This window comes from Pantoea sp. X-Soil-ISGK-275 (genome assembly GCF_059730795.1).
Map to the genome: position 1 here is coordinate 3,608,119 of NZ_AP035976.1, position 24,666 is coordinate 3,632,784.

At 51.0% G+C, this 24,666-nt stretch carries 22 protein-coding genes and 1 riboswitch; of the genes, 9 read left to right on the plus strand and 13 right to left on the minus strand.

All coding sequences use genetic code 11. The annotated features are described in order from the left end of the window. Positions 1-42 precede the first annotated feature (42 nt). The gene (locus AC6I8A_RS16695) at positions 43-906 is read left to right on the plus strand and encodes a ketose-bisphosphate aldolase (protein WP_061720478.1); all 864 of its coding nucleotides are present in this window, start codon (positions 43-45) and stop codon (positions 904-906) included. A 61-nt stretch (positions 907-967) separates the two neighbouring features. Here the strand turns inward: AC6I8A_RS16695 and AC6I8A_RS16700 are convergent, their stop codons facing one another. Next, positions 968-1,729 (minus strand): transporter substrate-binding domain-containing protein, encoded by a 762-nt coding sequence (locus tag AC6I8A_RS16700; RefSeq protein ID WP_256697454.1) that lies wholly within the window; start codon positions 1,727-1,729, stop codon positions 968-970. Between the two features lie 161 nt (positions 1,730-1,890). On the opposite strand from AC6I8A_RS16700, the gene AC6I8A_RS16705 reads away from it, so the two are divergent. Beyond that, positions 1,891-2,469, plus strand: a complete 579-nt coding sequence (locus AC6I8A_RS16705) for an NAD(P)H-dependent oxidoreductase (RefSeq protein WP_497818801.1) — start codon at positions 1,891-1,893, stop codon at positions 2,467-2,469. A gap of 31 nt (positions 2,470-2,500) precedes the next feature. Then, on the plus strand, positions 2,501-2,809 hold the full coding sequence (locus tag AC6I8A_RS16710; RefSeq protein ID WP_256697456.1) for a putative quinol monooxygenase: 309 nt from the start codon (positions 2,501-2,503) through the stop codon (positions 2,807-2,809). 85 nt (positions 2,810-2,894) lie between these two features. Here the strand turns inward: AC6I8A_RS16710 and AC6I8A_RS16715 are convergent, their stop codons facing one another. From AC6I8A_RS16715 to AC6I8A_RS16730, 4 genes are all read right to left on the minus strand, one after another. Continuing rightward, entirely contained in the window at positions 2,895-6,047 is a 3,153-nt protein-coding gene (locus AC6I8A_RS16715) for an Ig-like domain-containing protein (protein WP_497818802.1), read from the minus strand. Between the two features lie 205 nt (positions 6,048-6,252). Next, positions 6,253-7,122, minus strand: coding sequence for an OmpA family protein (locus tag AC6I8A_RS16720; protein WP_256697458.1), 870 nt, complete (start codon positions 7,120-7,122; stop codon positions 6,253-6,255). A 70-nt stretch (positions 7,123-7,192) separates the two neighbouring features. After that, positions 7,193-9,382: an Ig-like domain-containing protein gene (locus AC6I8A_RS16725; RefSeq protein WP_265298898.1), complete on the minus strand. Its 2,190-nt coding sequence runs from the start codon at positions 9,380-9,382 to the stop codon at positions 7,193-7,195. A 266-nt stretch (positions 9,383-9,648) separates the two neighbouring features. Then, positions 9,649-10,548 (minus strand): LysR substrate-binding domain-containing protein, encoded by a 900-nt coding sequence (locus AC6I8A_RS16730; protein ID WP_256697461.1) that lies wholly within the window; start codon positions 10,546-10,548, stop codon positions 9,649-9,651. Positions 10,549-10,640: 92 nt separating this feature from the next. Here AC6I8A_RS16730 and AC6I8A_RS16735 point away from each other — a divergent pair, with 92 nt between their 5' ends. Then, the gene (locus AC6I8A_RS16735; RefSeq protein WP_497818803.1) at positions 10,641-12,116 is read left to right on the plus strand and encodes a glycosyltransferase family 9 protein; all 1,476 of its coding nucleotides are present in this window, start codon (positions 10,641-10,643) and stop codon (positions 12,114-12,116) included. Between the two features lie 27 nt (positions 12,117-12,143). On the opposite strand, the gene parE is transcribed toward AC6I8A_RS16735, so the two are convergent. From parE to nudF, 5 genes are read right to left on the minus strand one after another with little or no spacing between them, the layout of a single operon-like run. After that, positions 12,144-14,039, minus strand: a complete 1,896-nt coding sequence (gene parE, locus AC6I8A_RS16740; protein ID WP_497818804.1) for a DNA topoisomerase IV subunit B — start codon at positions 14,037-14,039, stop codon at positions 12,144-12,146. A gap of 46 nt (positions 14,040-14,085) precedes the next feature. Beyond that, positions 14,086-14,667, minus strand: coding sequence for an esterase YqiA (gene yqiA, locus AC6I8A_RS16745; protein ID WP_293798308.1), 582 nt, complete (start codon positions 14,665-14,667; stop codon positions 14,086-14,088). A 3-nt stretch (positions 14,668-14,670) separates the two neighbouring features. Further along, positions 14,671-15,498, minus strand: a complete 828-nt coding sequence (gene cpdA, locus AC6I8A_RS16750; protein ID WP_293798306.1) for a 3',5'-cyclic-AMP phosphodiesterase — start codon at positions 15,496-15,498, stop codon at positions 14,671-14,673. 45 nt (positions 15,499-15,543) lie between these two features. Further along, positions 15,544-15,969, minus strand: coding sequence for a DUF1249 family protein (locus tag AC6I8A_RS16755; protein ID WP_008103400.1), 426 nt, complete (start codon positions 15,967-15,969; stop codon positions 15,544-15,546). Continuing rightward, complete coding sequence (gene nudF, locus AC6I8A_RS16760) at positions 15,966-16,601, minus strand: ADP-ribose diphosphatase (protein ID WP_497818805.1); 636 nt, start codon at positions 16,599-16,601, stop codon at positions 15,966-15,968. Before nudF ends, AC6I8A_RS16755 begins: the two co-directional genes overlap by 4 nt. Before the next feature lie 213 nt (positions 16,602-16,814). Here nudF and tolC point away from each other — a divergent pair, with 213 nt between their 5' ends. The 3 genes from tolC to AC6I8A_RS16775 all read left to right on the plus strand — a co-directional run bounded on the left by tolC (position 16,815) and on the right by AC6I8A_RS16775 (position 20,275). Beyond that, entirely contained in the window at positions 16,815-18,287 is a 1,473-nt protein-coding gene (tolC, locus tag AC6I8A_RS16765) for an outer membrane channel protein TolC (protein WP_061720468.1), read from the plus strand. A 141-nt stretch (positions 18,288-18,428) separates the two neighbouring features. Next, positions 18,429-19,103, plus strand: a complete 675-nt coding sequence (locus tag AC6I8A_RS16770) for a DUF1190 family protein (RefSeq protein ID WP_008103408.1) — start codon at positions 18,429-18,431, stop codon at positions 19,101-19,103. Between the two features lie 8 nt (positions 19,104-19,111). Beyond that, a complete protein-coding gene (locus AC6I8A_RS16775; protein WP_436332365.1) occupies positions 19,112-20,275 on the plus strand; it encodes a glutathionylspermidine synthase family protein in 1,164 nt (387 codons plus the stop codon). A 38-nt stretch (positions 20,276-20,313) separates the two neighbouring features. On the opposite strand, the gene ygiD is transcribed toward AC6I8A_RS16775, so the two are convergent. Then, positions 20,314-21,099: a 4,5-DOPA-extradiol-dioxygenase gene (gene ygiD / locus AC6I8A_RS16780; RefSeq protein WP_497818806.1), complete on the minus strand. Its 786-nt coding sequence runs from the start codon at positions 21,097-21,099 to the stop codon at positions 20,314-20,316. Positions 21,100-21,373: 274 nt separating this feature from the next. Between ygiD and AC6I8A_RS16785 the strand changes: the two genes are divergently transcribed. Continuing rightward, a complete protein-coding gene (locus AC6I8A_RS16785) occupies positions 21,374-21,757 on the plus strand; it encodes a cell wall hydrolase (RefSeq protein ID WP_008103414.1) in 384 nt (127 codons plus the stop codon). A 58-nt stretch (positions 21,758-21,815) separates the two neighbouring features. Here AC6I8A_RS16785 and ribB read toward each other — a convergent pair whose 3' ends face one another. Then, on the minus strand, positions 21,816-22,472 hold the full coding sequence (ribB, locus tag AC6I8A_RS16790) for a 3,4-dihydroxy-2-butanone-4-phosphate synthase (protein WP_265298881.1): 657 nt from the start codon (positions 22,470-22,472) through the stop codon (positions 21,816-21,818). Positions 22,473-22,577: 105 nt separating this feature from the next. Next, positions 22,578-22,727, minus strand: a riboswitch (FMN riboswitch). A gap of 171 nt (positions 22,728-22,898) precedes the next feature. Here ribB and ubiK point away from each other — a divergent pair. After that, the gene (ubiK, locus tag AC6I8A_RS16795; RefSeq protein ID WP_497818807.1) at positions 22,899-23,204 is read left to right on the plus strand and encodes a ubiquinone biosynthesis accessory factor UbiK; all 306 of its coding nucleotides are present in this window, start codon (positions 22,899-22,901) and stop codon (positions 23,202-23,204) included. Between the two features lie 37 nt (positions 23,205-23,241). Here ubiK and hldE read toward each other — a convergent pair whose 3' ends face one another. Beyond that, positions 23,242-24,666 carry a bifunctional D-glycero-beta-D-manno-heptose-7-phosphate kinase/D-glycero-beta-D-manno-heptose 1-phosphate adenylyltransferase HldE gene (gene hldE, locus AC6I8A_RS16800; protein WP_256697472.1) on the minus strand — a complete coding sequence of 475 codons (1,425 nt, stop codon included), beginning with the start codon at positions 24,664-24,666 and terminating at the stop codon, positions 23,242-23,244.

The following is a 24,666-nucleotide window of genomic DNA, read 5'->3' on the forward strand; positions in this document are numbered from 1 at the left end:
GTGCGTCGGCTCCAGTAAAACTCACGTTGAGGAAATATTAACATGTTGATTTCAATGAAAGAGATGTTGGCACCGACTCGTGAACACCGCTACGCGATTGGCGCATTTAACGTCGCAGACAGCTGCTTTATCCGTGCAGTGGTTGAGGAAGCCGAAGCGACAAACACCCCGGCGATTATCTCCATTCACCCGAGCGAACTGGAATTTGTCACCGATGAGTTCTTTGGCTACGTGCGCGAACGCACCCTGAAAAGCAAAGTGCCGTTCACCATCCACCTCGATCACGGCGCGTCCATTGCTCAGGTGCTGCGCGCCATTCAGTGCGGTTTTACTTCGGTGATGATCGATGGCTCGCTGCTGCCTTATGAAGAGAACGTGGCGCTGACCAAAGAAGTGGTGAAGCTGGCGCACGCGGTGGGCGTTTCGGTGGAGGGGGAACTCGGTACCATCGGCGATACCGGCACTTCAGTAGAAGGCGGTGTGAGTAAAGTGATTTACACCGAACCGGCGCAGGCAGAGGATTTTGTGCAGCGCACCGGCGTAGATACGCTGGCGGTGGCGATTGGCACCGCACACGGCATCTACCCGAAAAATATGAAGCCTGAGCTGCAGATGCATATTCTCAGAGACATTTCACAGCGCACCACGATTCCATTGGTGCTGCACGGCGGTTCAGCTAATCCTGATGCTGAGATCGCGGAAGCGGTGACCCTGGGCGTGGGCAAAATCAATATTTCCAGCGACATGAAGTTCGCCTATTTCGACAAGCTGCGTGAGATTCTGGCGCGCGAAACATGGTGGGATCCGAACGTGATTTATCCGGATGCGATTGCTGCGGCGAAGTCAGTGATTCGTTACAAGATGAATCTGTTTGGTGGGCTGGGTAAGGCGAGTTTGTATCGTTGAGTTCTGTTATCTGGTGCGCACTATTGCGCACCAGTAACACAGGTCGCCATGAATGGCGACCCTACTTCTCGCCTAACCATTTCTGAGTAATCTGGGCGTATTCGCCGGTGGCGGTGCTGAGATGCAGCCACTGATCGACATACAGCTTCCAGCTCATATCATCGCGCGGGATCATGTAGGCCTTCTCGCCGTACTGCATCGGTTTGTCCGGATTGATGGCGCACAGCGTGGGATAATGCTGCTGCTGGAACAGCGCTTCAGACGCATCGGTGATCATCACATCCGCTTTGTTATCGACTAACTGCTGGAAAATCCCCACGTTGTCAGCCAGCTGCAGCGTTGCCTGTGGTAAATGGCTGTGTACGAAGGCTTCGTTGGTGCCGCCCGCTGGTTCTATAACCCTCACGCTTGCCTTGTTGATCTGCTCAACCGTCTGGTATTTCGCTTTGTCATCGCAGCGTACCAGCGGAATTTTGCCATCGACGCCGAGCGGCTGGGCGAACCAGGCAATCTGCTGACGCTTAAGCGTGACCGATACGCCGCCCAGTGCGATATCACACTGCTTCGCGACAAAATCCTCGCTCAGGGTTTTCCAGGTGGTTGGCACCCACTGCACTTTCGCGCCAAGGCTCGCCGCCAGCGATTGCGCCATGCTGATATCCAATCCTTCGTATTGGCCATCGCTGCGCAAATAGCTATAAGGCTTGTAATCGCCGGTGGTACAAACTTTTAAGGTCTTGCTTGCGCGGATGTCATCAAGGTGGGATTGCGCCTGAGCAGCGCCAGTCACCAGAAGTAATGCACTCAGTATCGCGGTTTTCATGGTTTCTTCTTTTATGAGTTGATGTTGGTTTGCATGCGGATTGTTTCATAATCATCCGCATTATTGCTTTCTTAGCAAAAGTGTTGTGATCAATCACGCATTTTTCTCGCTCCTGCGCGCGCGTAGAGTGTGCGGCATCAACCAGAAACGGAGCGGATTAGATGAATTTTTTAATTATCGATGGCGGCAAAACCTTCGCCCATTCGAAAGGCGAGCTGAACCATACTTTGACTGACGTTGCAGCCAGCCAGCTGCGCGACCTTGGTCATCAGGTACAGGTGACTATCGCTGATAACAATTACAACGTGGCAGAAGAAGTGCAGAAGTACCTCGACAGCGATGTGGTGATTTATCAGATGCCGGGTTGGTGGATGGGCGAGCCGTGGACGGTGAAAAAATACATCGATGATGTCTTCACTGAAGGTCACGGTTCACTGTACGCCAGCGATGGCCGCACGCGTAGCGATGCCGGTAAAAAGTACGGTTCTGGCGGCCTGATTCAGGGCAAGAAATACATGTTGTCATTGACCTGGAACGCGCCGCTGGAAGCCTTTAACGATCCTGAGCAGTTCTTCGAAGGCGTGGGCGTGGATGGCTTATATCTGCACTTCCATAAAGCCAACCAATTCCTCGGCATGGAAGGTTTGCCGACCTTTATTTGTAACGATGTAATTAAAATGCCGGACGTGCCGCGCGATATCCAACGTTATCGGACTCATCTCAGCCAGATCTTTGCTTAACTGTAAGCACCCAGGGAAAAGAGGAAGCACTATGTTAACCGTCGTTGCAGAAATTTGTGTCAAACCGGGCCGCCGTCAGGTGGTGCTAGATGCGATTAATCAGCTGATTCCAACCGTGCTGAAAGAAGATGGTTGTCATCAATATGACGCATTAGTGGATCATCAGGCACAAGTGCCGTGGAAACAGAATTCACCCGATTCCATTTTCATGCTGGAACTCTGGGAATCGCTGCGCCATCTGGAACAACATCAGCAGATGCCGCATATGGATGCGCATCGCGCACTGATTAAAGATGACGTGGTGGATGTGAAGATTCTGGTGCTGGAAGCGGCTAAATAAGTCGATTTAGTTTGTCGCTCAGCATCATGCATAAAAAAAGCCCCGATCTCGCGACCGGGGCTTTTGTTTAGCAGCTCATCAGGGATTAGTGCTGTTCTTGAATCAGGTGCTGAGGAACCATTACTTCAGCATCGCCACCGTTGTTCTGGTAAACGTTATATTCAACGCCTGCCACGGTTACGGTGCCATTTGCCTGGCTCCAGTTACTCACTTCTTCACCTTTCGGCAAGATGTCTTCCAGAGCAACTTCTTTACCTGCGTCAGCAATCATCAACTGGGTTTTACCGTTGTCAATGAACAGGGAATCATCGCTCATTCCCAGGATGTCATTCAGAGACATAGTCATCAGAATGTCATTCACTGAATCCGGGAACAGATCGCCCGGATCAACAGCGCCAGGAGGCGTAACGTCAATGACCAGCGTGAACGTTTCGCTACCCGCAGTTTCATTACCGGCTAAATCGCGGTAGCCGAAGGAGAAGTCATAACTGCGTTCTTCAAGCTCAATGGTCTCCAGTTTCCACTCGCCATTAGTCACTACAGCGCTGCCGAGTACTAAAGTGCGCGCAGCATCGCCATAAAGTACAACAGTGGTGCCATCTTCTACACCGCTACCGTTCAGCGTCAGCACCTGGCCATTAACCGGTGTTAAGGTACCGTCTTTTCTGGGTGTTAAATCCAACGGTTTAGTAAATCCATCTTTGTCAACGAAAGTACCGTCCAGGAAGCTACCACCGCCAGGAGGAGTCACATCCACCTCAAAGTTGATACCAGCGTTAATTGGGCCAGGAACGCCTGATGCGCTGACAGGCTGAACACGGATGTTATGCGCGCCTTCAGTCAGATCTTGCAGCTCATAGCTCCACTCGCCATTGGTGACCACGGCAGAACCAATTTCTGTGTTGCCATCCCAGATAATGACTTTAGAACCCTCTTCACCAGTACCGCGCACGGTTGGGGATTTATCGTCGGTGAAACCACCTTCATGAATTACACCGGTTTCGATGCCAACATCATCCCACAGTTCAAAATTGACAATTTCATCTGGTACTTGGGTATCAATGATCAGATCAATGGGGTCTGAACGATCGGATGTGTTACCTGCTGGATCGGTGATATCAACGACTACCTCATATTCACCATCATCAATTGGATCCGTTGGTGTCACTGTCCAGTTGCCACCTGCATCTACGATGCCGGTTCCAATGACTTTCTCATCTCCATTTTCGTCAATGATAACGACTTCAACGGTATCACCCGGGTTAGCGCCACCCCCCTTGAATTCAGGTTTGGTTTCGTCAATTGGCGTTCCTGGCTGCACCGGGCCATTGTCCCCACCGGTATTATCAATAATTTCAGGTACACCCGGTTTATTTGGTGGCGTGAGATCCACCACGATAATCACTGGAGTAGAGAAATCAGACTCTTTTCCGGTTGCAGGATCCTCGATTTTAATCTTCAGCTCATGTGAACTCTCATCCAGCGGATCCAGTTCGATTTCCCATGTGCCGTCAGCTTTAACCACCGTTGAATTAATAACATCATCACCGTCATAAACGTGAACAATCTCACCTTCTTTACCGGTTCCGCGCAGTACAGGCGTGTCATCATTGGTTGCATCTCCGCTAACCAGAGGACGCTCGGTACTCCCGTTGTTAGCAACAATTTCACTGATTTCCGCTGGTGGTGGAGATGAGGTATCAACGATCAGAATAAATTCATCGGATTTAGCAGAAGCACTCCCCCCTTTTGAGACCGAGTCTACACGCAGGGAGTGTGAGCCTTCAGCCAGTTCCTGATCCACCTCATAGCTCCATTGACCGCGACTATTAGCAACAGTGCTACCAATGAGTTGATTACCATCCCAAATACGCACAATGGAACCGGCATCCGCTACGCCAGAGAGCTTAGGCGTGGTGTCATCGGTTTTATCTCCCGAATGCAATATGGCGGTTTTATCAAAATCATCAAAAGCTTCACTAATCTCTGGTGCGCTGGGTGCCGTTGCATCCAGCTTCAGGATGAAGTTGTCAGATTTCGGGCTCATACGACCATAGCTATCCTCGTATGCCGCGCTGAAGACATAAGTATCATCAGTAGTCAGCGTTGGGGTAAAGCTCCAGCGGCCATCATTGCTTGCTGTAACACTGCCAATTGGGGTAGCAGTGGCGCCATAGATGAATACCAGCGATCCCGGTTGAGCAACGCCTGACAAGGTTGGCGTTTTGTCATCGGTATATTGACCTGACGTTAAATGGTCAATTTGGCCTTCATCGTCAATGACGCGCAAAATTTGTGGTGCTTCAGGATTTTCAGCTTCAATGTGGAAAATCATTTGAGTTGGTATAAGACCCCAGTTACCTGCATCATCACGCACTCGATACTGGAAGAAGTAGACGCCATCAGGCAGTGCATCAGAGCTGAATGACCATTTTCCATCTGCACCTGTTTCGATGAGGGTTACGGTATTGTTAATCGTGATCTCAATCGTGTCATAAGGGTCGGCGGTACGAGATATACTGATCACGTTGCTCTTTTGGTGTCTTTCAAACGCGTTTGCGAAAGTGCCGAAATCGTTAGTGGTTGCTGCTGGCTCAATGTGATGCTCAACCTCTGACGCTGAATTTTCGGCCATGACCACGATGCCCGCTTCAATTTTAAGATTAAAAGCTGCAGATGCGGGACTTTCATGTTTACCCGCATCTTTTACGGTAGCGGTCAGGCTGTGGTCGCCATCGGCCAGATCTGGTGTAACGGTCCATGCACCCATGCCATTCACTTTCGCGGAAGCAATTGGAGTTGTGCCGTTATTATCGTAGATATAAACGGTTGAACCCGGTTCTCCTACACCTGAAAGTACTGGTTGAGCCTCATCAGTAATATCGCCTGGATTCAAATTACCTTTATCACTGCCGGTGTTATCTGCTACACGCCAAATTTCGGGGGCTACTGGCGGTTTGGTATCCAGATTAACAATTGATGAAGTTGCCGGTCCACGGTTACCTGCTTCATCAATAATGGTGATTTGAACGGTATGCATGCCTTCAGCCCACTCAGGAGGAGTGAATGACCACTTACCTTCTGCGTCAACTTTCACATAAGTCGTAACGCCGTCGATGATAATTTCAGCTTTTCCATTTTCACCTTTTGGAGCAGTGATATCTTTCCAGCCAAAATCTTTTTTGTTGATGGTCTCTATTTTCTGCACTGCAATTTCATTGATGCTGCTATTAGCCATGATAACATTCCTTTTATGATATTTCGGTTTAAGGTTCCGGTTCCCTCCCGGAACTCAAACATTCTGAGCCAGTTAGTGAAATAGCTAACACAGGACATGTCTCAATTAATTGGGAATAAATAACAATTAATTGAATACAAATGTTTAAAAAATGGTTCGAATCAATAAATTTTAGACCGCGTAATAATTACAGGAAAGAATAAAATTATTTATTCTCTACACTGATTATTACTCGACGCTCGCTTGCATAGCACAAACGCTGCTGTTTTAATGACCCAGAGCACTGTTTAGAAACCTGGCTTTCACCCATACTTTGCGATTGAATATTGTCACTACTTAAACCATTATTGACTAATAATTTCTTAATTGTATCAGCGCGGCGTTGGCCTAATTTTAGGTTACTCTCATTATCACCAATAGGATCGGTAAAACCTGTAACGATAATATGCGGATTCAATTTACCATTGCGTTTCATTTGATGCGCGAATTGCTGAATAGCGTTATGGCCTTGAGCAGAAATATCGTTACCGCTGGCACTGGCGAAATTAAATAACAGATCAGATGAAAACTCGTAATTATCGTAAGATTGAGCAGCGTCCACCTTACATGAGATAACGGACGAGGCACGGGAAAGCAAATGCGCTTGCTGCCGGGCACCCATCAACTGTTGCTGCGCCACAGAGGTTTCTACAACATGTGGGCGGCCAGAGCCATCAAGACTTGCAGTGACATAGTAGGTTTTTCCCGCAGCCAATGAATCCCGCCACTGCTGTTGTTGTTTACCTCGATAGCGTGGCGCATCATCGGTGTAGCTTCCTAATGAATGCATACCTGGCTTAAGACAAAACACCGTGTATCCTCCCGATAAAAGGGCGGTTTGGAATTCACCATCCACATAGATATGTGCAGCTTTTTTATTATTATCAGCAGTGCGATAATACACAACTTTGGTTTGATCGGACGCCGCTGCTGGCATTGATTGCCATGATTTCCCAAAAACAGTTTGCGCTTGAATTCCCGTCGTTACGGACAATGATGCAAGAACAGCGACAATAGCAATACGTTTAATCTTCATTACAACTCCCTGGAAGAAAGTGCCAAATGGCACTTTCTTTTATTCCAAATTAAAATTAGCAGTGTGGTGATTATTCAGATAAGTCACGAAATTCCAGGTGATTATCAACTGAAGAGACATCTAAAGAAACCACTCCATTAAGGGTGGAATGATTGACATTAAAATCAGACATAATGTTATTTAAAGCACTTTCATCAAGATGTTGAGACAGCACATTTCCTTCCTGGGGTTCGCCAAACAGTGTGTCTTGTTGATCTGAAAGTAGATCAGCAATATTAATATGACCTATTGAATCAGGGAAAAGATCACCTGGATCAACAGCTCCTGGCGGTATAGTGTCAATTTTAACTTCAAATGCAGGCGTTTTAGACGTTACAACACCTTCTGCATCCTTGAAAGCAGCCTCAATGCTATATTTATCGTCTGGAAGATCTGGTGTTGCGATGCTCCACTTTCCTTTAGCATCGACTGTGGAAGAAAGATAAAAGTGGTTATCAGCCCCATTTATCCAAATATAAACGATATCTCCGGCAACTCCGGTACCACCAACAAAGATGGTCGAATCATTTACTGCTTCACCGCTCGCAATAGGTGTCTTACCGATATGGAATTTTTGACCACCTTCCAACTTCTCATCGCGATAAACATCACCAATCACACCGGTTACTGGCACATTTGGATCGGGAATAACTTCATCACCGGGTACGGGATCGATGGGTGCATTTGGATCATTGATATCAACGACGACTTTTTCAGAAAGCTGAGATTCATTACCGGCGGGATCAACAACGATGATTTGGAATTCATGTTTACCGTTTTCTAAAGCTTTTTCCGGTGTAAAGGTCCACTCGCCTTTGTCATCAATAACGGTGCTTCCTATAACTTTGCCGTTGTCGATTATTTTGACGATATCACCTTTCTCACCCACACCAGAAAACGTCGGCGTGCTGTCTTCAGTTTCATCACTGTTTTCAATCGGTTTTTCATTGCTATCTTTAATTGCACCAATACCTTTATTTTCAGGCGCAATGGTATCAATCTCAACGATCCAGGCATCTGACGGCAAAGATTTATTACCTACCTGATCAACGACCACAATGCTGAAATCATGTTTTCCGTCGGCTAATTTTGGGCAGGTGAATTTCCAATTACCTTCACTATCCGTTTTCGCGGTGCCCTGCAATTGACCATTTTTCCAGATTTCAACCGTAGAGCCAGCTTCAGCTTTACCTGAAAGACTTGGCGTACTGTCTTTGGTCACGCCATCTTTTGTAATTTCTTTTGGTGGATTCGTACTGTCGTCGAACATGCCACCAATGGTACCTTTTGCTGGTGCAGTCAGATCAATGACAAAACCCCATGCTTCACTTGATTCGCCCACTACGCCTTTTTCATTGCGCTCACGGGTAGTAATGCTGTGGCTACCTGCGCCCAAGGCTTTTCCTGGTGTGAAAGACCAGGTGCCATTTTCACCAACGGTCGTTTCACCAATTTTGATGGTGCCATCCCATACTTCAATCACGTTTCCTTTGGTACCAGTACCATTCAGAGTTGGCGTGGTGTCATCAGTTCGGCTACCTTTAGCGATCAGCCCAGTGATGCTACCTACATCGTCGAATATGCCATTCACCACCGGAACGCTTACATTACCGCCACCGTTGTCACCGCCACCTTTGCCGTCATCGCCACCTTTACCGCCGTCTCCGCCTTTACCACTCTTACCGCTATTGTTGCTGTCCTGATACTGTTCTTTCGCGGCTACGTAACCAAGGCCTGCGGCGGCGGCAATAGCAGCCAAACCACCCAAAGCAATCAGCGCTGGTGACCATTCAAAGCCCGAGGCCAGCGCATAACCAGAATCGGTATCAACAGTGCCTTCGCTCAGAGCTAGCGCGGCGGTTTCGCCATCGACAAGGGCTGCAGCTTCGTGGTCAGCATGTCCATCGGTTGCAACGTATTCATGCATTTCGCCATCTTCTGCTTTCCCTACGAGGGAACCCGATTTGGCGAAGAAGTCTTCGATGATCAAATCCGGGTTATTGCTATCTGAACCTTCCAGCATGACTAACAAGTTTTTTCCTACGCGTTTAACGGTAATGTTTTCTGGCGCAACGCCGTCATTACCCTGCGTAAGAAGATATTTGCCATTGGTAATAGCTTGAATTTTTGCTGATTTTCCATCTTTGCCAGCACGCATGACTTCTGCTTTTGTTATCGTTTTTTTGTCGATAACCGCAACACTTACGGGCGAAACGTTCATGATTAATCCCTTTAAAACATTTGATTTTGATTGCGCATTTGCAAGCAAGAGCAGCAATCTCCCTGGCTTAGCCCAGCAGTGTGGGCTCAAAGTGAGCGACATAATCAGGAAAGAGAGATTTCCGAGACATAAGAAATGTCCCGTTAGGGCATAAAAAACTTCCCAACATTACCAAAAGGTAAGTTAGTTAATTAACCAACTGAAATTGTGAGTTTTTATGGCTGATAATGTGATAAGAGATGGGAAGTAATTGAATTAAAATAGGACTATAACAGATGATTTTCCTGAATTTTTTTGCGTAAAAAATCCAAAAAACAGGTAATGCGTGAGGTAAGGGATTGATTGCGATAATAGACCGCGTGGACAGGTAGACGTTGTTCACGGGTCTCGGTTTCTAAAACCGGGATTAAACGCCCGTTAACACGATCATCCCGACTGACAAAATCGGATAAACGCACGATACCTTGCCCGGCCAACGCCAGTTGACGCAGCGTTTCACCGCTGGAGGCAGATAGCGTGGGTTTAATACGCAGGAACTCCCCCTCACGCTGCCATACCGGCCAGACGTTATGCGCATCGAGCTGACTGAACCCCAGCAGTTGGTGATTCGCCAGCGCTTCCACGCTTTCTGGGGTGCCGAATTTATCGAGATAAGCCGGGCTGGCCAATAAGCGTATGGCGCTGCTTCCAAGAACACGCGCGCGTAGTGTCGAATCACGTAACTCGCCGATGCGAATGGCGATGTCTGTTTGCTGCTCCAGCAGGTCGATAACGATATCGTCAGTGTTCAGTTCCAGTTGAATATGCGGATACTGCTGACGAAACTCTGCCACTAGCGGCACAATAACGTGCAGGGTAAATGGCGTATTGGCATTGACGCGTAGGCGTCCGGAAGGAATATCCCGGCGCTGTGCGATTTGTTCTTCGGCCTGTTCGACTGAAGCGAGAATCTGCCGTGCGTGATCGAGAAAAATCATCCCCTCTTCGGTCAATGCCAGCCGACGCGTTGTGCGATGCATTAAGGTGGTTTGCAGCTTGCTTTCCAGGCGGCTAAGTGCACGGCTCACACCAGAGCTGGTTTGATCGAGTTGCTCTGCAGCTGACGTGATTGATCCCGTATCCACCACCGCAACCCAGGCACGCAACTCTTCCAGTGTGATTTTCAAATTTCCATCCTCAGAGAACAAGACCTGTCTTAGCGCGGTTTCTGACACTTTCGACTTAAATTACGCCACTTTATCAGCGGCAGGATATCACAATGCGCCATAAACCTCGGACCGATAGCGGTTTACGCCAGAAGCAAGCGGTAACCCAGTTACTGCAGCAAGGCCGACAGGAAGAAGCCTGGCGTAAAATCCGCGCGCATCTGACACTTGTCCCTTACGATGGCTGGTTTCTGCATGAAGCCGCGAGGCTTGCACGGCGCAGTGGCGATCTTGATTTGGCGCAGCGCTATTATCAGCGGGCGCTGAAGCTTGCGCCACAAGATGCGGGATTACTCAACGGTCTCGGCCTTACCCATTATGACGCCGGACGCTGGAGCGAGGCCGAAGCCTGTTATCAGGCTGCACTGAAATCACATGAGGGCTACGCCGCCTGTCACAATAATTATGCCATTCTGCTGCATAAACAGCGTCACTACCACCTTGCTTTAGAACAGTATCGATTAGCTTTGCTGAGCCAGGCCGATTATACCGAAGCCCGCTATGGCATGAGTACATTGCTGGCACACATGGGCCAGTTGCAAGAAGCTGAAAGCCAAATGCAACAAGTGTTACATGTTCGTCGCAGCGATCTACGCTGTCGCAATGCGCTCGGCATGGTGCAACTACAGCAAGGCAACTTTTCTGCGGGCTGGTCAAACTATCAGGCGCGTTATGCGCCGGACAATCCTGATCGCTTCTTTACTTTGCCTAAACTGCCAATGCGCTACTGGAAAGGAGAAGATCTGTGCGGTAAAACGCTGTTGGTGCGGACTGAGCAAGGAATGGGCGACGAGATACAATTCAGTCGCTTTCTCCCACGTCTGAAAACTGAAAAGCAGGCAGAAAGCGTGATCATGCTGGGAAGCAAGCCATTGAAACCATTAATGTTCTCGATGCCGCATCTCGATCATTATCTTACGCGTGAAGAAGCACAGCACGCGTTGCCACAGGCAGATTATTGGTGCTCATTACTGGATTTACCGCAGCATTTCCTCAACTCAACACAACCCTTTAGCGCGCATCATCCCTATCTGTTCAGCCCCAAAGAACAGCAGGCAAAGTGGCCGATTCTGGGGAGCGGGAAAAAAATTGGTATCGTTTGGAAAGGATCCACCGGACATAAGAATGATAGTCAGCGATCGCTTGCACATCTATCACAACTCGCGCCTTTGTTTGACCTGCCTGATAACAACTGGATTAGTTTGCAAAAAGGTGCAGGTGAAGAGGACATTACTGATTTCCCGCACGTGCAGCCACTTGGTGCGCTGTTTAGCAGTTATCGGGACACTGCCGCCGTTATCGCCCAATTAGATTTAGTGATAGGCGTCGATACCTCAGTGATTCATCTGGCGGGAGCGATGGGGAAACCTTGCTGGGTAATGTTGCCTGCCTGGGCGCGCGACTGGCGCTGGTTAGCCAATCGCGACGATTCGCCGTGGTATCCGCAAATGAGATTGTTTGCGCGCGGGCAGGATGAAGAGTGGAGCGCGGTAGTTGCGCGGATTAAGCAGTCGCTGCAGCAGCAATAAAAAAGGGACGCCGAGGCGTCCCTTTTTCTACACTTCGAGGTCGGCTAAATCGCCTTTCTCTTGCAGCCAGTTTCGGCGATCTTCCGAACGTTTCTTGGCCAGCAGCATGTCCATTACACGCAGCGTTTGGTCGACATCTTCATCGCTGATCGTCAGCTGAACCAGACGACGGGTATTGGGATCGAGCGTGGTTTCGCGCAGCTGCAGCGGGTTCATTTCACCCAAGCCCTTAAAGCGCTGCACGTTCGGCTTACCTTTCTTACGCTTGAGCTGGTCCAGCACGCCCTCTTTCTCATCTTCATCTAAGGCGTAATAGACTTCTTTGCCGAGATCGATGCGATACAGCGGCGGCATGGCCACATATACATGGCCGTGCTGCACCAGCGAACGGAAATGCTTCACAAACAGCGCACACAGCAGCGTGGCAATGTGCAAACCATCGGAATCCGCATCCGCGAGGATACAGATCTTGCCGTAACGCAGCTGGCTCAGATCTTCGCTGTCGGGATCGATACCGATCGCCACGGAAATATCATGCACTTCCTGCGAGGCCAGCACTTCGTCTGAAGAGACTTCCCAGGTGTTGAGGATCTTGCCTTTCAGCGGCATGATCGCTTGATAATCACGATCGCGCGCCTGCTTGGCGGATCCGCCCGCAGAATCCCCTTCGACGAGGAACAGTTCGGTTCGATTCAAATCCTGCGCGGTGCAGTCAGCCAGTTTGCCCGGCAGCGCCGGTCCGCTGGTGAGTTTTTTACGCACCACTTTCTTGGCGGCACGCATACGGCGCTGTGCGCTGGAGATCGCCAGCTCGGCCAGCATTTCAGCCGCCTGCACGTTCTGGTTCAGCCACAGGCTGAAAGCATCTTTCACCACCGCTGAGACGAACGCCGCACACTGACGTGAAGAGAGGCGCTCTTTAGTCTGACCGGCAAACTGCGGATCCTGCATCTTTACCGACAGCACGTACGCACAGCGATCCCAGATATCTTCCGCCGAGAGCTTCACGCCGCGCGGCAAAATATTGCGGTATTCGCAGAACTCACGCATGGCATCCAGCAATCCCTGACGCAAGCCGTTGACGTGCGTGCCGCCTTGCATGGTTGGGATCAGGTTGACGTAGCTTTCCGTTAGCAGCTCACCGCCTTCCGGCAGCCACAGCAGCGCCCAATCCACCGCTTCCACATCGCCGGCAAAACTGCCCACAAAAGGTTTTTCCGGCAGCGTCGGCAAGCCGTCAACCGCTTCACACAGGTAATCGGTCAGGCCATCCTGATACATCCAGGTTTGTTCGGTATCGTTGACCTTGTCTTTAAAGACAATTTCAACGCCCGGACAGAGCACGGCTTTAGCTTTTAACAGATGTGATAAACGGGAAACGGAGAAACGCGGGCTATCAAAGAAGCTTTCATCTGGCCAGAAATGCACGCTGGTGCCGGTGTTGCGTTTACCGACGGTGCCGGTAACCGTAAGATCCTGCACTTTGTCGCCATTTTCGAAGGCAATCTGGTAGATTTCGCCGTTACGACGCACAGTAACTTCCACGCGCTTCGATAATGCGTTAACCACCGAGATGCCAACGCCGTGCAAGCCGCCTGAGAACTGATAATTTTTATTGGAGAATTTGCCGCCCGCATGCAGGCGACAAAGAATCAGCTCAACCGCAGGCACGCCTTCTTCCGGATGGTTATCCACCGGCATGCCACGACCGTCATCAATAACTTCCAATGACTGATCGGCATGAAGAATCACTTCCACACGTTTGGCGTGACCAGCCAGCGCCTCATCGACGCTGTTATCGATCACTTCCTGGCCCAGATGGTTTGGGCGCGTGGTATCGGTGTACATCCCCGGACGACGACGCACCGGTTCAAGGCCGGTCAGGACCTCAATGGCATCGGCATTATAGCTTGATTGGCTCATCGTAAATGTCTGATTAGCAATAGGAAAATGGCCCCACCTCGCAAAGCTACTGGGCGTTTAATCCCAGAAAATTAACTATCTGTGCGAAATGGCGTTCGAATCCGATATAGGCATGATTGCCGCCCTCTTCAACCGTCTGGCGGCATGCGCTGTAATACTCCAGCGCCTGGCGATAATCGAGTATTTCATCGCCGGTTTGTTGCAGCAGCCAAAGTAAATCAGGCGCTTCAAGAGGGTCAATCTGCATTACTTTCAGATCGTAAATGTGGCGAGACTCTAACACATATTGCTGGCCGGTGTAGGGATTAAGGTTTTCGCCGAGGTAATCCACCAGCAGCTCAAACGGCCGTACGGCGGGATTGACCACCACCGCTGGCAACATAAAACACTGCGACAGCCAGGTAGCAAAATAGCCGCCCAGCGACGATCCCACCAATCCCAGCGGTTCACCGGCGTATTGCATCACCAGCTCTTCCAGCATGCTGGCGGCTTCGGCCGGAAATGTCGGCAGTTGCGGCACCATCACATTGATATGTGGATGCTGCTCGTTGAGCCATTGCTGTAGCTGGGTAGCTTTCGCCGATTGCGGGGAACTGTTGAAGCCATGCAGATAGATCAGCGCCGCCATTGCTTAGTAGCCCTCGGAATCAAGATCGGGGCGGAACATGTCGCTTTGCAGGCGGTTCACTTCGGTTTGCAGCACGCCGTCGGGCTGCAAGGTGAACCAGCGCCAGCCTGGTGCCAGCGTATCTATGGTGAAGTTGGTGCAATGCGGTTTGAACTGGACGCAGGTCGATGGTGAAGCCATCACGCGGCGCCCATGCCAGTCGAGATCGAGTTCCTGATGAATATGGCCGCACACCAGATTGCGCGCACGCGGGAAGTGTTGCAGTACTGCTTCCAGCTGATGTGGATTACGCAAGCTGTGCTGATCTAACCAGGTACAACCGGAAGCCAGAGGATGATGATGCAGCAGCACTAAGGTGTGACGTTCCGGATACTTGCTGAGCGCGGTGTGCAGCCACTCAAGCTGGTATTCGCTCAACATGCCGTGCGGGACACCAAATACCTGACTATCTAACAGCACCAGCTGCCAGTGATCGCCTAGCAGAACATGCTTGTCTGACTTAATACCCGCGTCGGCCAGCGTATCCACCATCGCCGGCTGAAAATCGTGATTTCCCGGCAGCCAGACGCACGGCTTCGGCAGACGATTAATGCCCGCTACAAAATGTTGGTAGGCTTCGACGGTGTGATCCTGAGCGAGATCGCCGGTGGCGATAATCAGATCATAATGCTGCTGTTGTGCCTCAATGGCATCCAGCACCGCATCAAAACTCGACCAGGTATTCACCCCAAGCAGCGATTGATGTTTTCCGGCAAAAAGATGGGTATCCGTGATTTGTAAAATCCTGATATCAGACCCATCTCGTGCAGGAAGAGTTAGCAGGCTATCCAAAGCGTTTCCTTAATCTCCACGCCATCGTTGCGTTTTTTTACGCTATCAGCAAACCGGTACTGCCACAGCGCCATGCGCTAAGCAGTAACGTAACCAATCCGCAAGGAACTGGTTAATCTGATGTTTTTCATCGCGCTGATGCAGTTTTTTATTAGGATAATCATAGCGCGCTTTAAATCGGTAGATCTGTTTAGTGGAACACACTTCAGCGACCATCGCATCATGGTAGAGCCGCACAGACATCGAAGGCAGGCTCCAGTAACTCACCGCGGGTGCCACCTGACGCACTTCAACCAAAGTGGTGTAACGGGTCGATTCCTCGATGGTGAGCTGATAGCTGGCGCCATTCACCTGATAAATCACCGATGCACCTGCCTCGTCATTACGCGGCAGCAGGCGACGCAGTTGTGCGAAATTGGTTTCGCACAGGCGCATCATTTCGGGAAAGTCAGGGGTATAGCGCTGTTTCATTTTAGCTTCCACTCTTCTCGTAGTTTTTCATGGTGCAACGCCAGCCATTGCAAGGCGATGACAGATGCCGCGTTATCAATAATCCCCTCTTCCACCCAGCGATAAGCCTGTTCGCGGCTCACCACATGGACAAGAATATCCTCATTCTCTTCCTCCAGCCCGTGATTTCCCTCTGCCAGGCTGGCATCCACTTCGCCCACCAGCACCGACAAACGTTCAGATGTTCCGCCGGGGCTGGCTAAGTAATTCACTATCGGTTTGACGCGGCCAACCTTGAGGCCAGCTTCTTCTACCGCCTCACGACGTGCGACATCTTCTGGTGTTTCGCCTGGTTCGATGATGCCAGCCACCATTTCCAGCAGCCAGGGCGTTGGGCTGGAATCAAAAGCGGGAATGCGGATCTGCTCGATCAGCACCACTTCATCGCGTAAGGGATCATAGGGTAGCAGCACGGCGGCGTGTCCGCGCTCAAAAACTTCGCGCACCACTTCACTACTCATTTCGCCATTAAAACGACGGTGACGGAAACGGTAGCTGATGATGGAAAAAAAACCATCGTAACGCGTTTCGCGTGCAATAATTTCTACATCGTTTTTTGTGAAAGTCACAGGGGATTTTTTTGCACTCGCCATCGTCTGATTCCTTATGCAGATTGGGATGGAGCAAAGAAAAGCCAAGTCTACCGCTCCGTCCGAGTGGTTCTTTTTGAATTATTTACGTAAATTAGGGGAAGAAGGCACGTTCAGCCAACTTATCTCTGACGCCGCCTCTGTAGAATCGGCGATTATTTTTTTGGCTTACCTGCAGCACTACCCGTGCATTTTGCTGCAACAAAAGGAATGCAAATGAAAAAACTGCTCCCACTTTTTATTGGACTGAGCCTGGGCGGATTCAGCCTTGCCAGCCAGGCAGAAAACCTGTTGCAGGTCTATCAGCAGGCGCGCCTTAGCAACCCCGATCTGCGCTCCTCTGCCGCTAACCGCGACGCAGCATTTGAGAAAATCAATGAAGCGCGTAGTCCTTTATTGCCGCAGTTAGGCTTGGGCGCTGATTACACTTATAACAACGGCTACCGTGACAGCAGCGGACTTCATTCCAACACGACCAGCGCCTCTCTGCAATTAACTCAAACTATTTTCGATATGTCGAAATGGCGTGCGCTGTCGCTGCAGGAAAAACAAGCCGGTATTCAGGACGTCACCTATCAGGTTGCTCAGCAAGATCTGATTCTGAACAGTGCAACTGCCTATTTCAACGTGTTGAAGGCGATCGATACGCTTTCTTACACCGAAGCACAGAAACAGTCGATCTACCGCGAATTGGATCAAACCACTCAGCGCTTCAATGTAGGTTTGGTCGCGATCACTGACGTGCAGAACGCCCGAGCACAGTATGACACCGTGCTGGCCAACGAAGTGACCGCACGTAACAATCTCGATAATGCGGTGGAATCGCTGCGTCAGATTACCGGGATGGATTATCTGTCGCTGGCTTCTCTGAATATCGATCGTTTTAAAACCGCGCGTCCAGATGCCGTTGCCAGCCTGCTGAAAGAAGCAGAAAGCCGCAACCTGACCTTGCTGTCTGCGCGTCTGAGCCAGGATCTGGCACGTGAGCAGATTCGTTCAGCGGAAACCGGCCACATGCCAACGCTGGATTTGACCGCGTCAACGGGTATGTCGAACAGCAAATATGGCGGCAGCCGCGCTAATCAGAGCGCCGGCAGCACCGACTCGATCACCGGTTCTAACCAGGTTGGCCTGAGCTTCACCATGCCACTGTACAGCGGCGGTTCTGTCACTTCTCAGGTTAAACAGGCGCAGTACAACTATGTCGCGGCCAGCGAACAGCTGGAAGGCGCGCATCGTAGCGCAGTTCAGACGGTGCGTTCTTCATTCAATAACGTGAATGCCTCTATTAGCAGCATCGATGCTTACAAGCAGGCTGTGGTCTCTGCACAAAGTTCACTGGATGCGATGGAAGCCGGTTATCAGGTTGGTACGCGTACCATCGTTGATGTGCTGGATGCGACCACCACGCTGTTCAACGCTAAACAGCAGCTGTCTGATGCGCGTTATAGCTATCTGATCAACCAGCTGAATATCAAATATGCGCTGGGTACGCTGAATGAGCAGGATCTGCAGCAGCTGAACAGCACGCTGGGCAAAGAGATCACCACGACACCAGAAGTGGTGGCGCCGGAAAATAACCAGCAGGCCGCGCGTGTGGATAACGGTCCGAAAGCGTCTTCGCCTTCAGCCGCCGCACAAGCCCGTCCAGCTGCCGCACGCAGCAGCGGAAATCCATTCGGTAATTAATTCCCCAAGGGGCCGCATGCGGCCCCTTTCGCATTCAATCGTATAGCTACGTAAAGATGCTTTCCCCATCTGGCTCCGCGCTTCATTTTCCACCGCTCATCCCCTATCCTTTACCGCACCTTTGGGCACAGGATGAAAATAATGAAACGGACGAAAAATATTCGCCATGCCGCTTTTCGTAAAAGCTGGCAGGCACGCCACTTAACGCCAGTCGCCTTTGCCGTTAGCGCAGTGTTTATGCTGGCAGGCTGCGAGCAGAGTGATGAGACGGTGTCGCTCTATCAAAACGCAGATGATTGCGCCAAAGCCAATCCGGGCCAGAGCGCGCAATGTACCACTGCATATAACAACGCACAGAAAGAAGCTGAACGTACCGCGCCAAAATACGCCACACGCGAAGATTGTGTGGCTGAGTTTGGTGAGAATCAGTGCCAGCAAACGCCTGCACAAGCGGGCGTGGGCACGACCGCTAATAATGCTGAAGCACAGCAAAGCGGGAGCTTCTGGATGCCCTTGATGGCTGGTTACATGATGGGACGTATGATGAGCGGCGGCGCAGGCTTTGCCCAGCAGCCACTGTTCTCACCAAAAAATCCGAACAGCCCGGCAAACGGAAAATTTGTCGACGCGTCGGGTAAAAACTACGGCAATGCGACATCAGGCCGTACCATCAACGTGCCGAAAACAGCAATGGCACCGAAACCCGCCACCACTTCCACCATCACGCGTGGCGGCTTTGGTGATAGCGTGGCAAAACAGAACACCATGCAGCGCAGCAGTGCCTCTGGCACCGGCAGCCGCTCGCTGGGAGGCTAAACCGCAGCATGCAACGTATTGCAATCCCTGAACGTCCAGACTGGCGTGAAAAAGCAGCCGAGTATGGTTTCCAGTTTCACACCATGTATGGCGAACCTTACTGGTGTGAAGAGGCTTACTACCAATTCACGTTAGCGCAGGTTGAACAGCTGGAAGATACCACCGCCGAGCTGCACCAGATGTGTTTGCAAGCGGTGGAGAAAGTGGTGAACAGTGACGATCTGCTCACCCGTTTCTGCATTCCTAAGCACACTTGGGATTTTGTGCGTGATTCCTGGACGTTGCGCCAGCCGTCGCTCTATTCTCGCCTCGATCTGGCATGGGACGGCAAAGGTGACGCTAAGCTGCTGGAAAACAATGCTGATACGCCTACCTCGCTATATGAAGCCGCCTTCTTTCAGTGGATTTGGCTGGAAGATCAGATCAGAGCGGGCAACCTGCCGCAGGGCAGCGACCAGTTCAACAGCCTGCAAGAGAAGCTGATCGAGCGCTTCGCCACGCTGCATCAGCATTTCGGTTTCAACTGGATCCACTTCTCCTGCTGTCGTGATACCGAAGAAGACCGCGCCACGGTGCAATATCTGCAGGACTGCGCCACCGAAGCCGGATTGCCGAGCGAGTTTCTCTATATAGATGAGATTGGATTGGGTGAAAGAGGCCAGTTTACCGATGTAAACGATCAGGTCATCAGCAATCTGTTCAAGCTCTATCCGTGGGAATTCATGCTGCGCGAAGTGTTCTCCACCAAGCTGGCAGACGCGGGCGTGCGCTGGCTGGAGCCGGCATGGAAAAGCATCATCTCCAATAAAGCGCTGTTACCGCTGCTATGGGAAATGTTCCCCAATCATCCCAATTTGCTGCCCGCCTATTTTGCCGATGATAAGAACGCGCCGCAGATGGATAAATACGTGGTGAAACCGCTGTTTTCACGTGAAGGTGCCAATATTCGCATCATTGAGAACGGTCAGGAGATCGCGCGTGCGGACGGCCCGTATGGCGAGGAAGGCATGATTATCCAGCAGTTCTATCAGTTGCCGAAATTTGGTGACAGCTACACGTTGATCGGTAGCTGGCTGATTGACGATCAACCTGCCGGTATCGGCATACGTGAAGATCGTGCATTGATCACTCAGGATCTGTCGCGCTTCTATCCTCATACCTTTATTGAGTAAACGCTGTGCCGCCCGCAATCTTCGGGCGGCCACGCGAATTAACCAATCTGCACCGACATCATGCTGATCGCGCCCATCTCCATACCTTCTACGGGAATAGAGATCGCTTCATCAGCAGCACGCGCACCAAGAATATAGAGCAGCGGTAAATAGTGTTCCGGCGTAGGGTTTGCAAGCTGTGCATCCGGATGCTGCATAAAGTTCACCAATGGGTGATCTGCTGCTTCGCCCTGGAAATCCAGATTCTCACGCACGTACTGATCAAAGTTTTCCGCCCACGGATACGCGGTTTCCGCACCCTGCCAGCGCAACATACGCAGATTGTGCACTACGTTACCGCTAGCCACGATCATCACACCTTCATCTCGCAATAACGCCAGCTTTTGCCCCAATGCGTAGTGCCATTCGGCTGGTTTAGTAGCGTCGATACTCAATTGCACAACCGGAATGTCGGCTTCGGGATACATTTTTGCCAGCACGCCCCAGGAACCATGATCAAAACCCCACTCCTGATCGGCATGAACGGCGACCGGTGCAAGTAAATCAATCACTTGCTGGGCCAGCTCTGGCGATCCCGGCGCGGGATAACGCACATCAAACAGCGCCTGCGGGAAGCCGCCGAAATCATGGATGGTGCGCGGATTACTCATTGCCGTCACTGCCGTGCCGCGTGTATACCAGTGCGCCGAAACCGCGAGAATCGCCCGTGGACGCGGCAATGTTGCGCCCAAATGCTGCCATGTTTGGGTATATCGATTTTCTTCCAGTACGTTCATGGGGCTGCCGTGGCCAAGGAACAGCGCAGGCATGCGTGAAGTGTTCATGGTTAATCCTCTGACGAAGTGTCGCTTTGTTAACCGTCACGATACGCGCTTTCGCGGGGGGATTAACGCTGATAAGTATGATGATCTCTGTCAGGGAATTTGAATGATAATTAGTGGGACATGCGAGACAAGATAGGTCTCAATATTGCAAACAATACTTTTAAATATCAGTAATATATTGCGCATATAAGACCGAGCGAGACCAGTCTTGTTACATCCAATGAATCGGCTTCTTACACTCCACTCGTTTTTGGAAATATGAGCATTGGAATGTATGTTAATTCAGGGAGCAATATTGTGCCTGGCGATGAATATCTACCATGAAGCACGTGGCGAACCGATTAAAGGACAAATAGCTGTGGGCACGGTGACCATGAACCGGGCCAATTGGGATGTCAAAGAGATCTGTCCTGTGGTGTACGCACCTAAGCAGTTCTCCTGGACGTCTCTCAAAAAGAATCCTTATCGTTATCCACCTAAGGAAGATAAAAGCTGGCAGCGCGCCAGAGAGTTGGCCAAAAAGATTGTTGAAGGTGAATTACAGGACGTGACCAAAGGTGCAACCTTTTTTCATGCGCACCACGTTAAACCCGCCTGGCGCCATGCCTTTGAACGTACCGTGGTGATTGGTAATCATGTGTTTTATGCCAATCGCTAAAACAAAAAAAGAGGCCGAATAGATCACTATCCGGCCTCTTTCTCGTGTATCAATTCAGTTAGCTGGCGTGACGCGTCTCACGTTGACGGCGATACGCCACCAGATCTTCAATGGTGACAACCGGCATATCGTGTTGCTTAGCAAACACGATCGCTTCAGGCGCATGCGCCATGCTGCCATCATCATTGGTCAATTCGCACAGTACGCCCGCAGGTTTAAATCCTGCCAGCGTCACCAGATCGATAGTCGCTTCGGTATGTCCACCACGAGACAGAACGCCGCCTTCACGCGCGCGCAGCGGGAAGACATGGCCCGGACGGTTAAGGTCTGACGGCTTGGCGCCATCAGCGATTGCAGCGCGAATGGTAGTAATTCGATCGGTAGCAGAAACGCCGGTGGTAACACCGCTTGCGGCTTCAATCGTCACTGTAAAACCGGTGCCATAAGCGCTGGTATTGGTTTCCACCATCATTGGTAGCTCAAGCTGCTGACGGCGTTCTTCGGTGATGCAGAGGCACACAATACCGCTGCCGTGACGGATGGTTAATGCCATCTGTTCAACGGTCATGGTTTCTGCCGGGAAGATCATGTCACCTTCGTTTTCACGATTTTCATCGTCGAGCACCATTACACCGCGGCCGTTGCGCAGCGCATCAATGGCGCGCTCTACACGCTGTTCAGGCGTGCCAAATTCAGAAAGAAGCGTCTGATTCATGGTAAAAAAACCTTATAAAATATGAGTTACCAGAACCAGGGCGTGCTTAGGAGTGCGTACAAAACACATGGCAAAAACGTGACGCGGGCAAAGCCCGGCTGATGTCGTTACCCTCTCCCATCCGGACTCTAACCGTCGGCTCCGGAATTACACCGGATCTGCTGACCTTTCACATTGCTGTGAAAGCGCTCGCGGGCTTTCAGCTATAGCTGATTTACCGCCGGTGGGGAATTTCGCCCCGCCCTGAGAATAAGCGAACAAACTATAACGCCAATCATCTGGACGGGCAATCGACAAAAGTGCAAATGCTTTTGCATTTCCTGCGTTGCGGATTTCAGGTTTAACCTTTTCGTTTCAGGCATTACACTTAATAGCTATTGAGTCCAAACACGCGCAGCTATCGGCCACCGTAACCAGGAAAAAATCATGATCGACACGAAAAAAATTGAACAACTGGCTCGCCAGGTACATGAAGCTATGCCGAAAGGGATTCGCGATTTTGGCGATGATGTCGAAAAGAAAATCCGTCAGGTATTGCAGGCGCAGTTGACGCGCATGGACCTGGTTAACCGTGAAGAGTTTGATGTGCAGACGCAGGTTCTGCTGCGTACGCGTGAGAAATTAGCGGCGCTGGAGCAGCGTTTGGCGAAGTTGGAAAGTGAAAGTCCAGCAGCACTCGCGCCGGCGATCATCACGCCAGATCCTGCTGGGAAAATCGATACTCCGCAGTAAGCTCATCGGCGGGAGCATGACTCCCGCCGATTTACACTTAATGACTGCGAATCGTTTTGATGATATTGCTGGTTGAGATGCCATCTTCGAAGTTAAGCACGCGCACGTCACCGCCGTTCGCCCACACTTCTTTACTTCCCGCGATATCTTCTGGTTTGTAGTCGCCGCCTTTTACTAGCAGATCCGGCAGTACGCCAGCAATCAGACGCTGTGGCGTATCCTCTTCAAACAGTACAACCCAATCCACCGCTTCCAGCGCACCCAAGACAATCATGCGATTTTCTTGCGGATTGACCGGACGTGTTTCGCCTTTCAGACGCTTAGTCGAGGCATCACTGTTAACGGCCACAATCAGGCGATCGCCCAGCTTGCGCGCGTTCGCCAGATAAGAAACATGACCAGCGTGCAGGATGTCAAACACGCCATTGGTCATCACCACTTTCTCACCGCGCTGACGCGCCAGCGCAACAGCGGCTTTCAGCTCCGCTTCGGTCATCACACCAAATCCCGTTTCAGGACGGGCGTGAATGGCATTTTCCAGCTCAACCGTGCTGACAGTAGAAGTACCCAGCTTGCCAACGACGACGCCGGCAGCAGCATTGGCAAGGAAACAGGCTTCTTCCAGGCTGTCACCCGCCGCCAGCACCGCAGCCAGCACGCCAATTACCGTATCGCCTGCGCCGGTTACGTCATACACTTCCTGCGCCTGTGTAGGTAGATGTAGCGGTTCTTTGCCCGGTTGCAGCAGCGTCATACCGTTCTCTGAACGGGTGACCAGCAGCGCGGAGAGCTCATAATCAGCGATTAACTGCATGCCACGGCTGACAATCTCGTCCACGGTTTTGCATTTACCCACCACCGCTTCGAATTCAGACAGATTCGGCGTTAGCAGTGTCGCACCGCGATAACGTTCAAAATCAGTACCTTTGGGATCAATCAGCACCGGCACATTAGCTTCACGCGCCAGTTGAATCATGGTCTGTACGCTGTTCAGCGCGCCTTTAGCGTAATCAGACAGCACCAGCGCACCCGCTTGCGTCAGCGATTGGCGCATACGATCGTGAATCGGCTGCGGATCAATCTGCTCAAAACCCTCTTCGAAATCGAGGCGAATTAGCTGCTGATTGCGCGACAGCACGCGCAACTTAGTGATGGTTGGATGGCTTTGCACTGCCACAAAATCACAGTCGACATTAACCTTCTGCAGGGTTTCACTCAGCACGCGCGCGGCATCATCAGCGCCCGTCAAGCCAATCAGCCGTGATGCTGCACCGAGCGCAGCAATGTTCATAGCGACGTTTGCCGCGCCGCCTGGACGCTCTTCAATAGTATCCACTTTCACCACCGGCACTGGCGCTTCCGGGGAAATACGGCTGGTTGGGCCATACCAATAGCGATCTAACATGACATCGCCGACGACCAGCACAGTGGCCTTGCCAAAAGTGGGCAGTGTTACTTTCAT

Coding starts and splice junctions, on each gene's coding strand:
- AC6I8A_RS16695 (WP_061720478.1), top strand. CDS start 43: ATGTTGATTTCAATGAAAGAGATGTTGGCACCGACTCGTGAACACCGC.
- AC6I8A_RS16700 (WP_256697454.1), bottom strand. CDS start 1,729: ATGAAAACCGCGATACTGAGTGCATTACTTCTGGTGACTGGCGCTGCT.
- AC6I8A_RS16705 (WP_497818801.1), top strand. CDS start 1,891: ATGAATTTTTTAATTATCGATGGCGGCAAAACCTTCGCCCATTCGAAA.
- AC6I8A_RS16710 (WP_256697456.1), top strand. CDS start 2,501: ATGTTAACCGTCGTTGCAGAAATTTGTGTCAAACCGGGCCGCCGTCAG.
- AC6I8A_RS16715 (WP_497818802.1), bottom strand. CDS start 6,047: ATGGCTAATAGCAGCATCAATGAAATTGCAGTGCAGAAAATAGAGACC.
- AC6I8A_RS16720 (WP_256697458.1), bottom strand. CDS start 7,122: ATGAAGATTAAACGTATTGCTATTGTCGCTGTTCTTGCATCATTGTCC.
- AC6I8A_RS16725 (WP_265298898.1), bottom strand. CDS start 9,382: ATGAACGTTTCGCCCGTAAGTGTTGCGGTTATCGACAAAAAAACGATA.
- AC6I8A_RS16735 (WP_497818803.1), top strand. CDS start 10,641: ATGCGCCATAAACCTCGGACCGATAGCGGTTTACGCCAGAAGCAAGCG.
- parE (WP_497818804.1), bottom strand. CDS start 14,039: ATGAGCCAATCAAGCTATAATGCCGATGCCATTGAGGTCCTGACCGGC.
- yqiA (WP_293798308.1), bottom strand. CDS start 14,667: ATGGCGGCGCTGATCTATCTGCATGGCTTCAACAGTTCCCCGCAATCG.
- AC6I8A_RS16755 (WP_008103400.1), bottom strand. CDS start 15,969: ATGAAACAGCGCTATACCCCTGACTTTCCCGAAATGATGCGCCTGTGC.
- nudF (WP_497818805.1), bottom strand. CDS start 16,601: ATGGCGAGTGCAAAAAAATCCCCTGTGACTTTCACAAAAAACGATGTA.
- tolC (WP_061720468.1), top strand. CDS start 16,815: ATGAAAAAACTGCTCCCACTTTTTATTGGACTGAGCCTGGGCGGATTC.
- AC6I8A_RS16770 (WP_008103408.1), top strand. CDS start 18,429: ATGAAACGGACGAAAAATATTCGCCATGCCGCTTTTCGTAAAAGCTGG.
- AC6I8A_RS16775 (WP_436332365.1), top strand. CDS start 19,112: ATGCAACGTATTGCAATCCCTGAACGTCCAGACTGGCGTGAAAAAGCA.
- ygiD (WP_497818806.1), bottom strand. CDS start 21,099: ATGAACACTTCACGCATGCCTGCGCTGTTCCTTGGCCACGGCAGCCCC.
- AC6I8A_RS16785 (WP_008103414.1), top strand. CDS start 21,374: ATGTTAATTCAGGGAGCAATATTGTGCCTGGCGATGAATATCTACCAT.
- ribB (WP_265298881.1), bottom strand. CDS start 22,472: ATGAATCAGACGCTTCTTTCTGAATTTGGCACGCCTGAACAGCGTGTA.
- ubiK (WP_497818807.1), top strand. CDS start 22,899: ATGATCGACACGAAAAAAATTGAACAACTGGCTCGCCAGGTACATGAA.
- hldE (WP_256697472.1), bottom strand. CDS start 24,666: ATGAAAGTAACACTGCCCACTTTTGGCAAGGCCACTGTGCTGGTCGTC.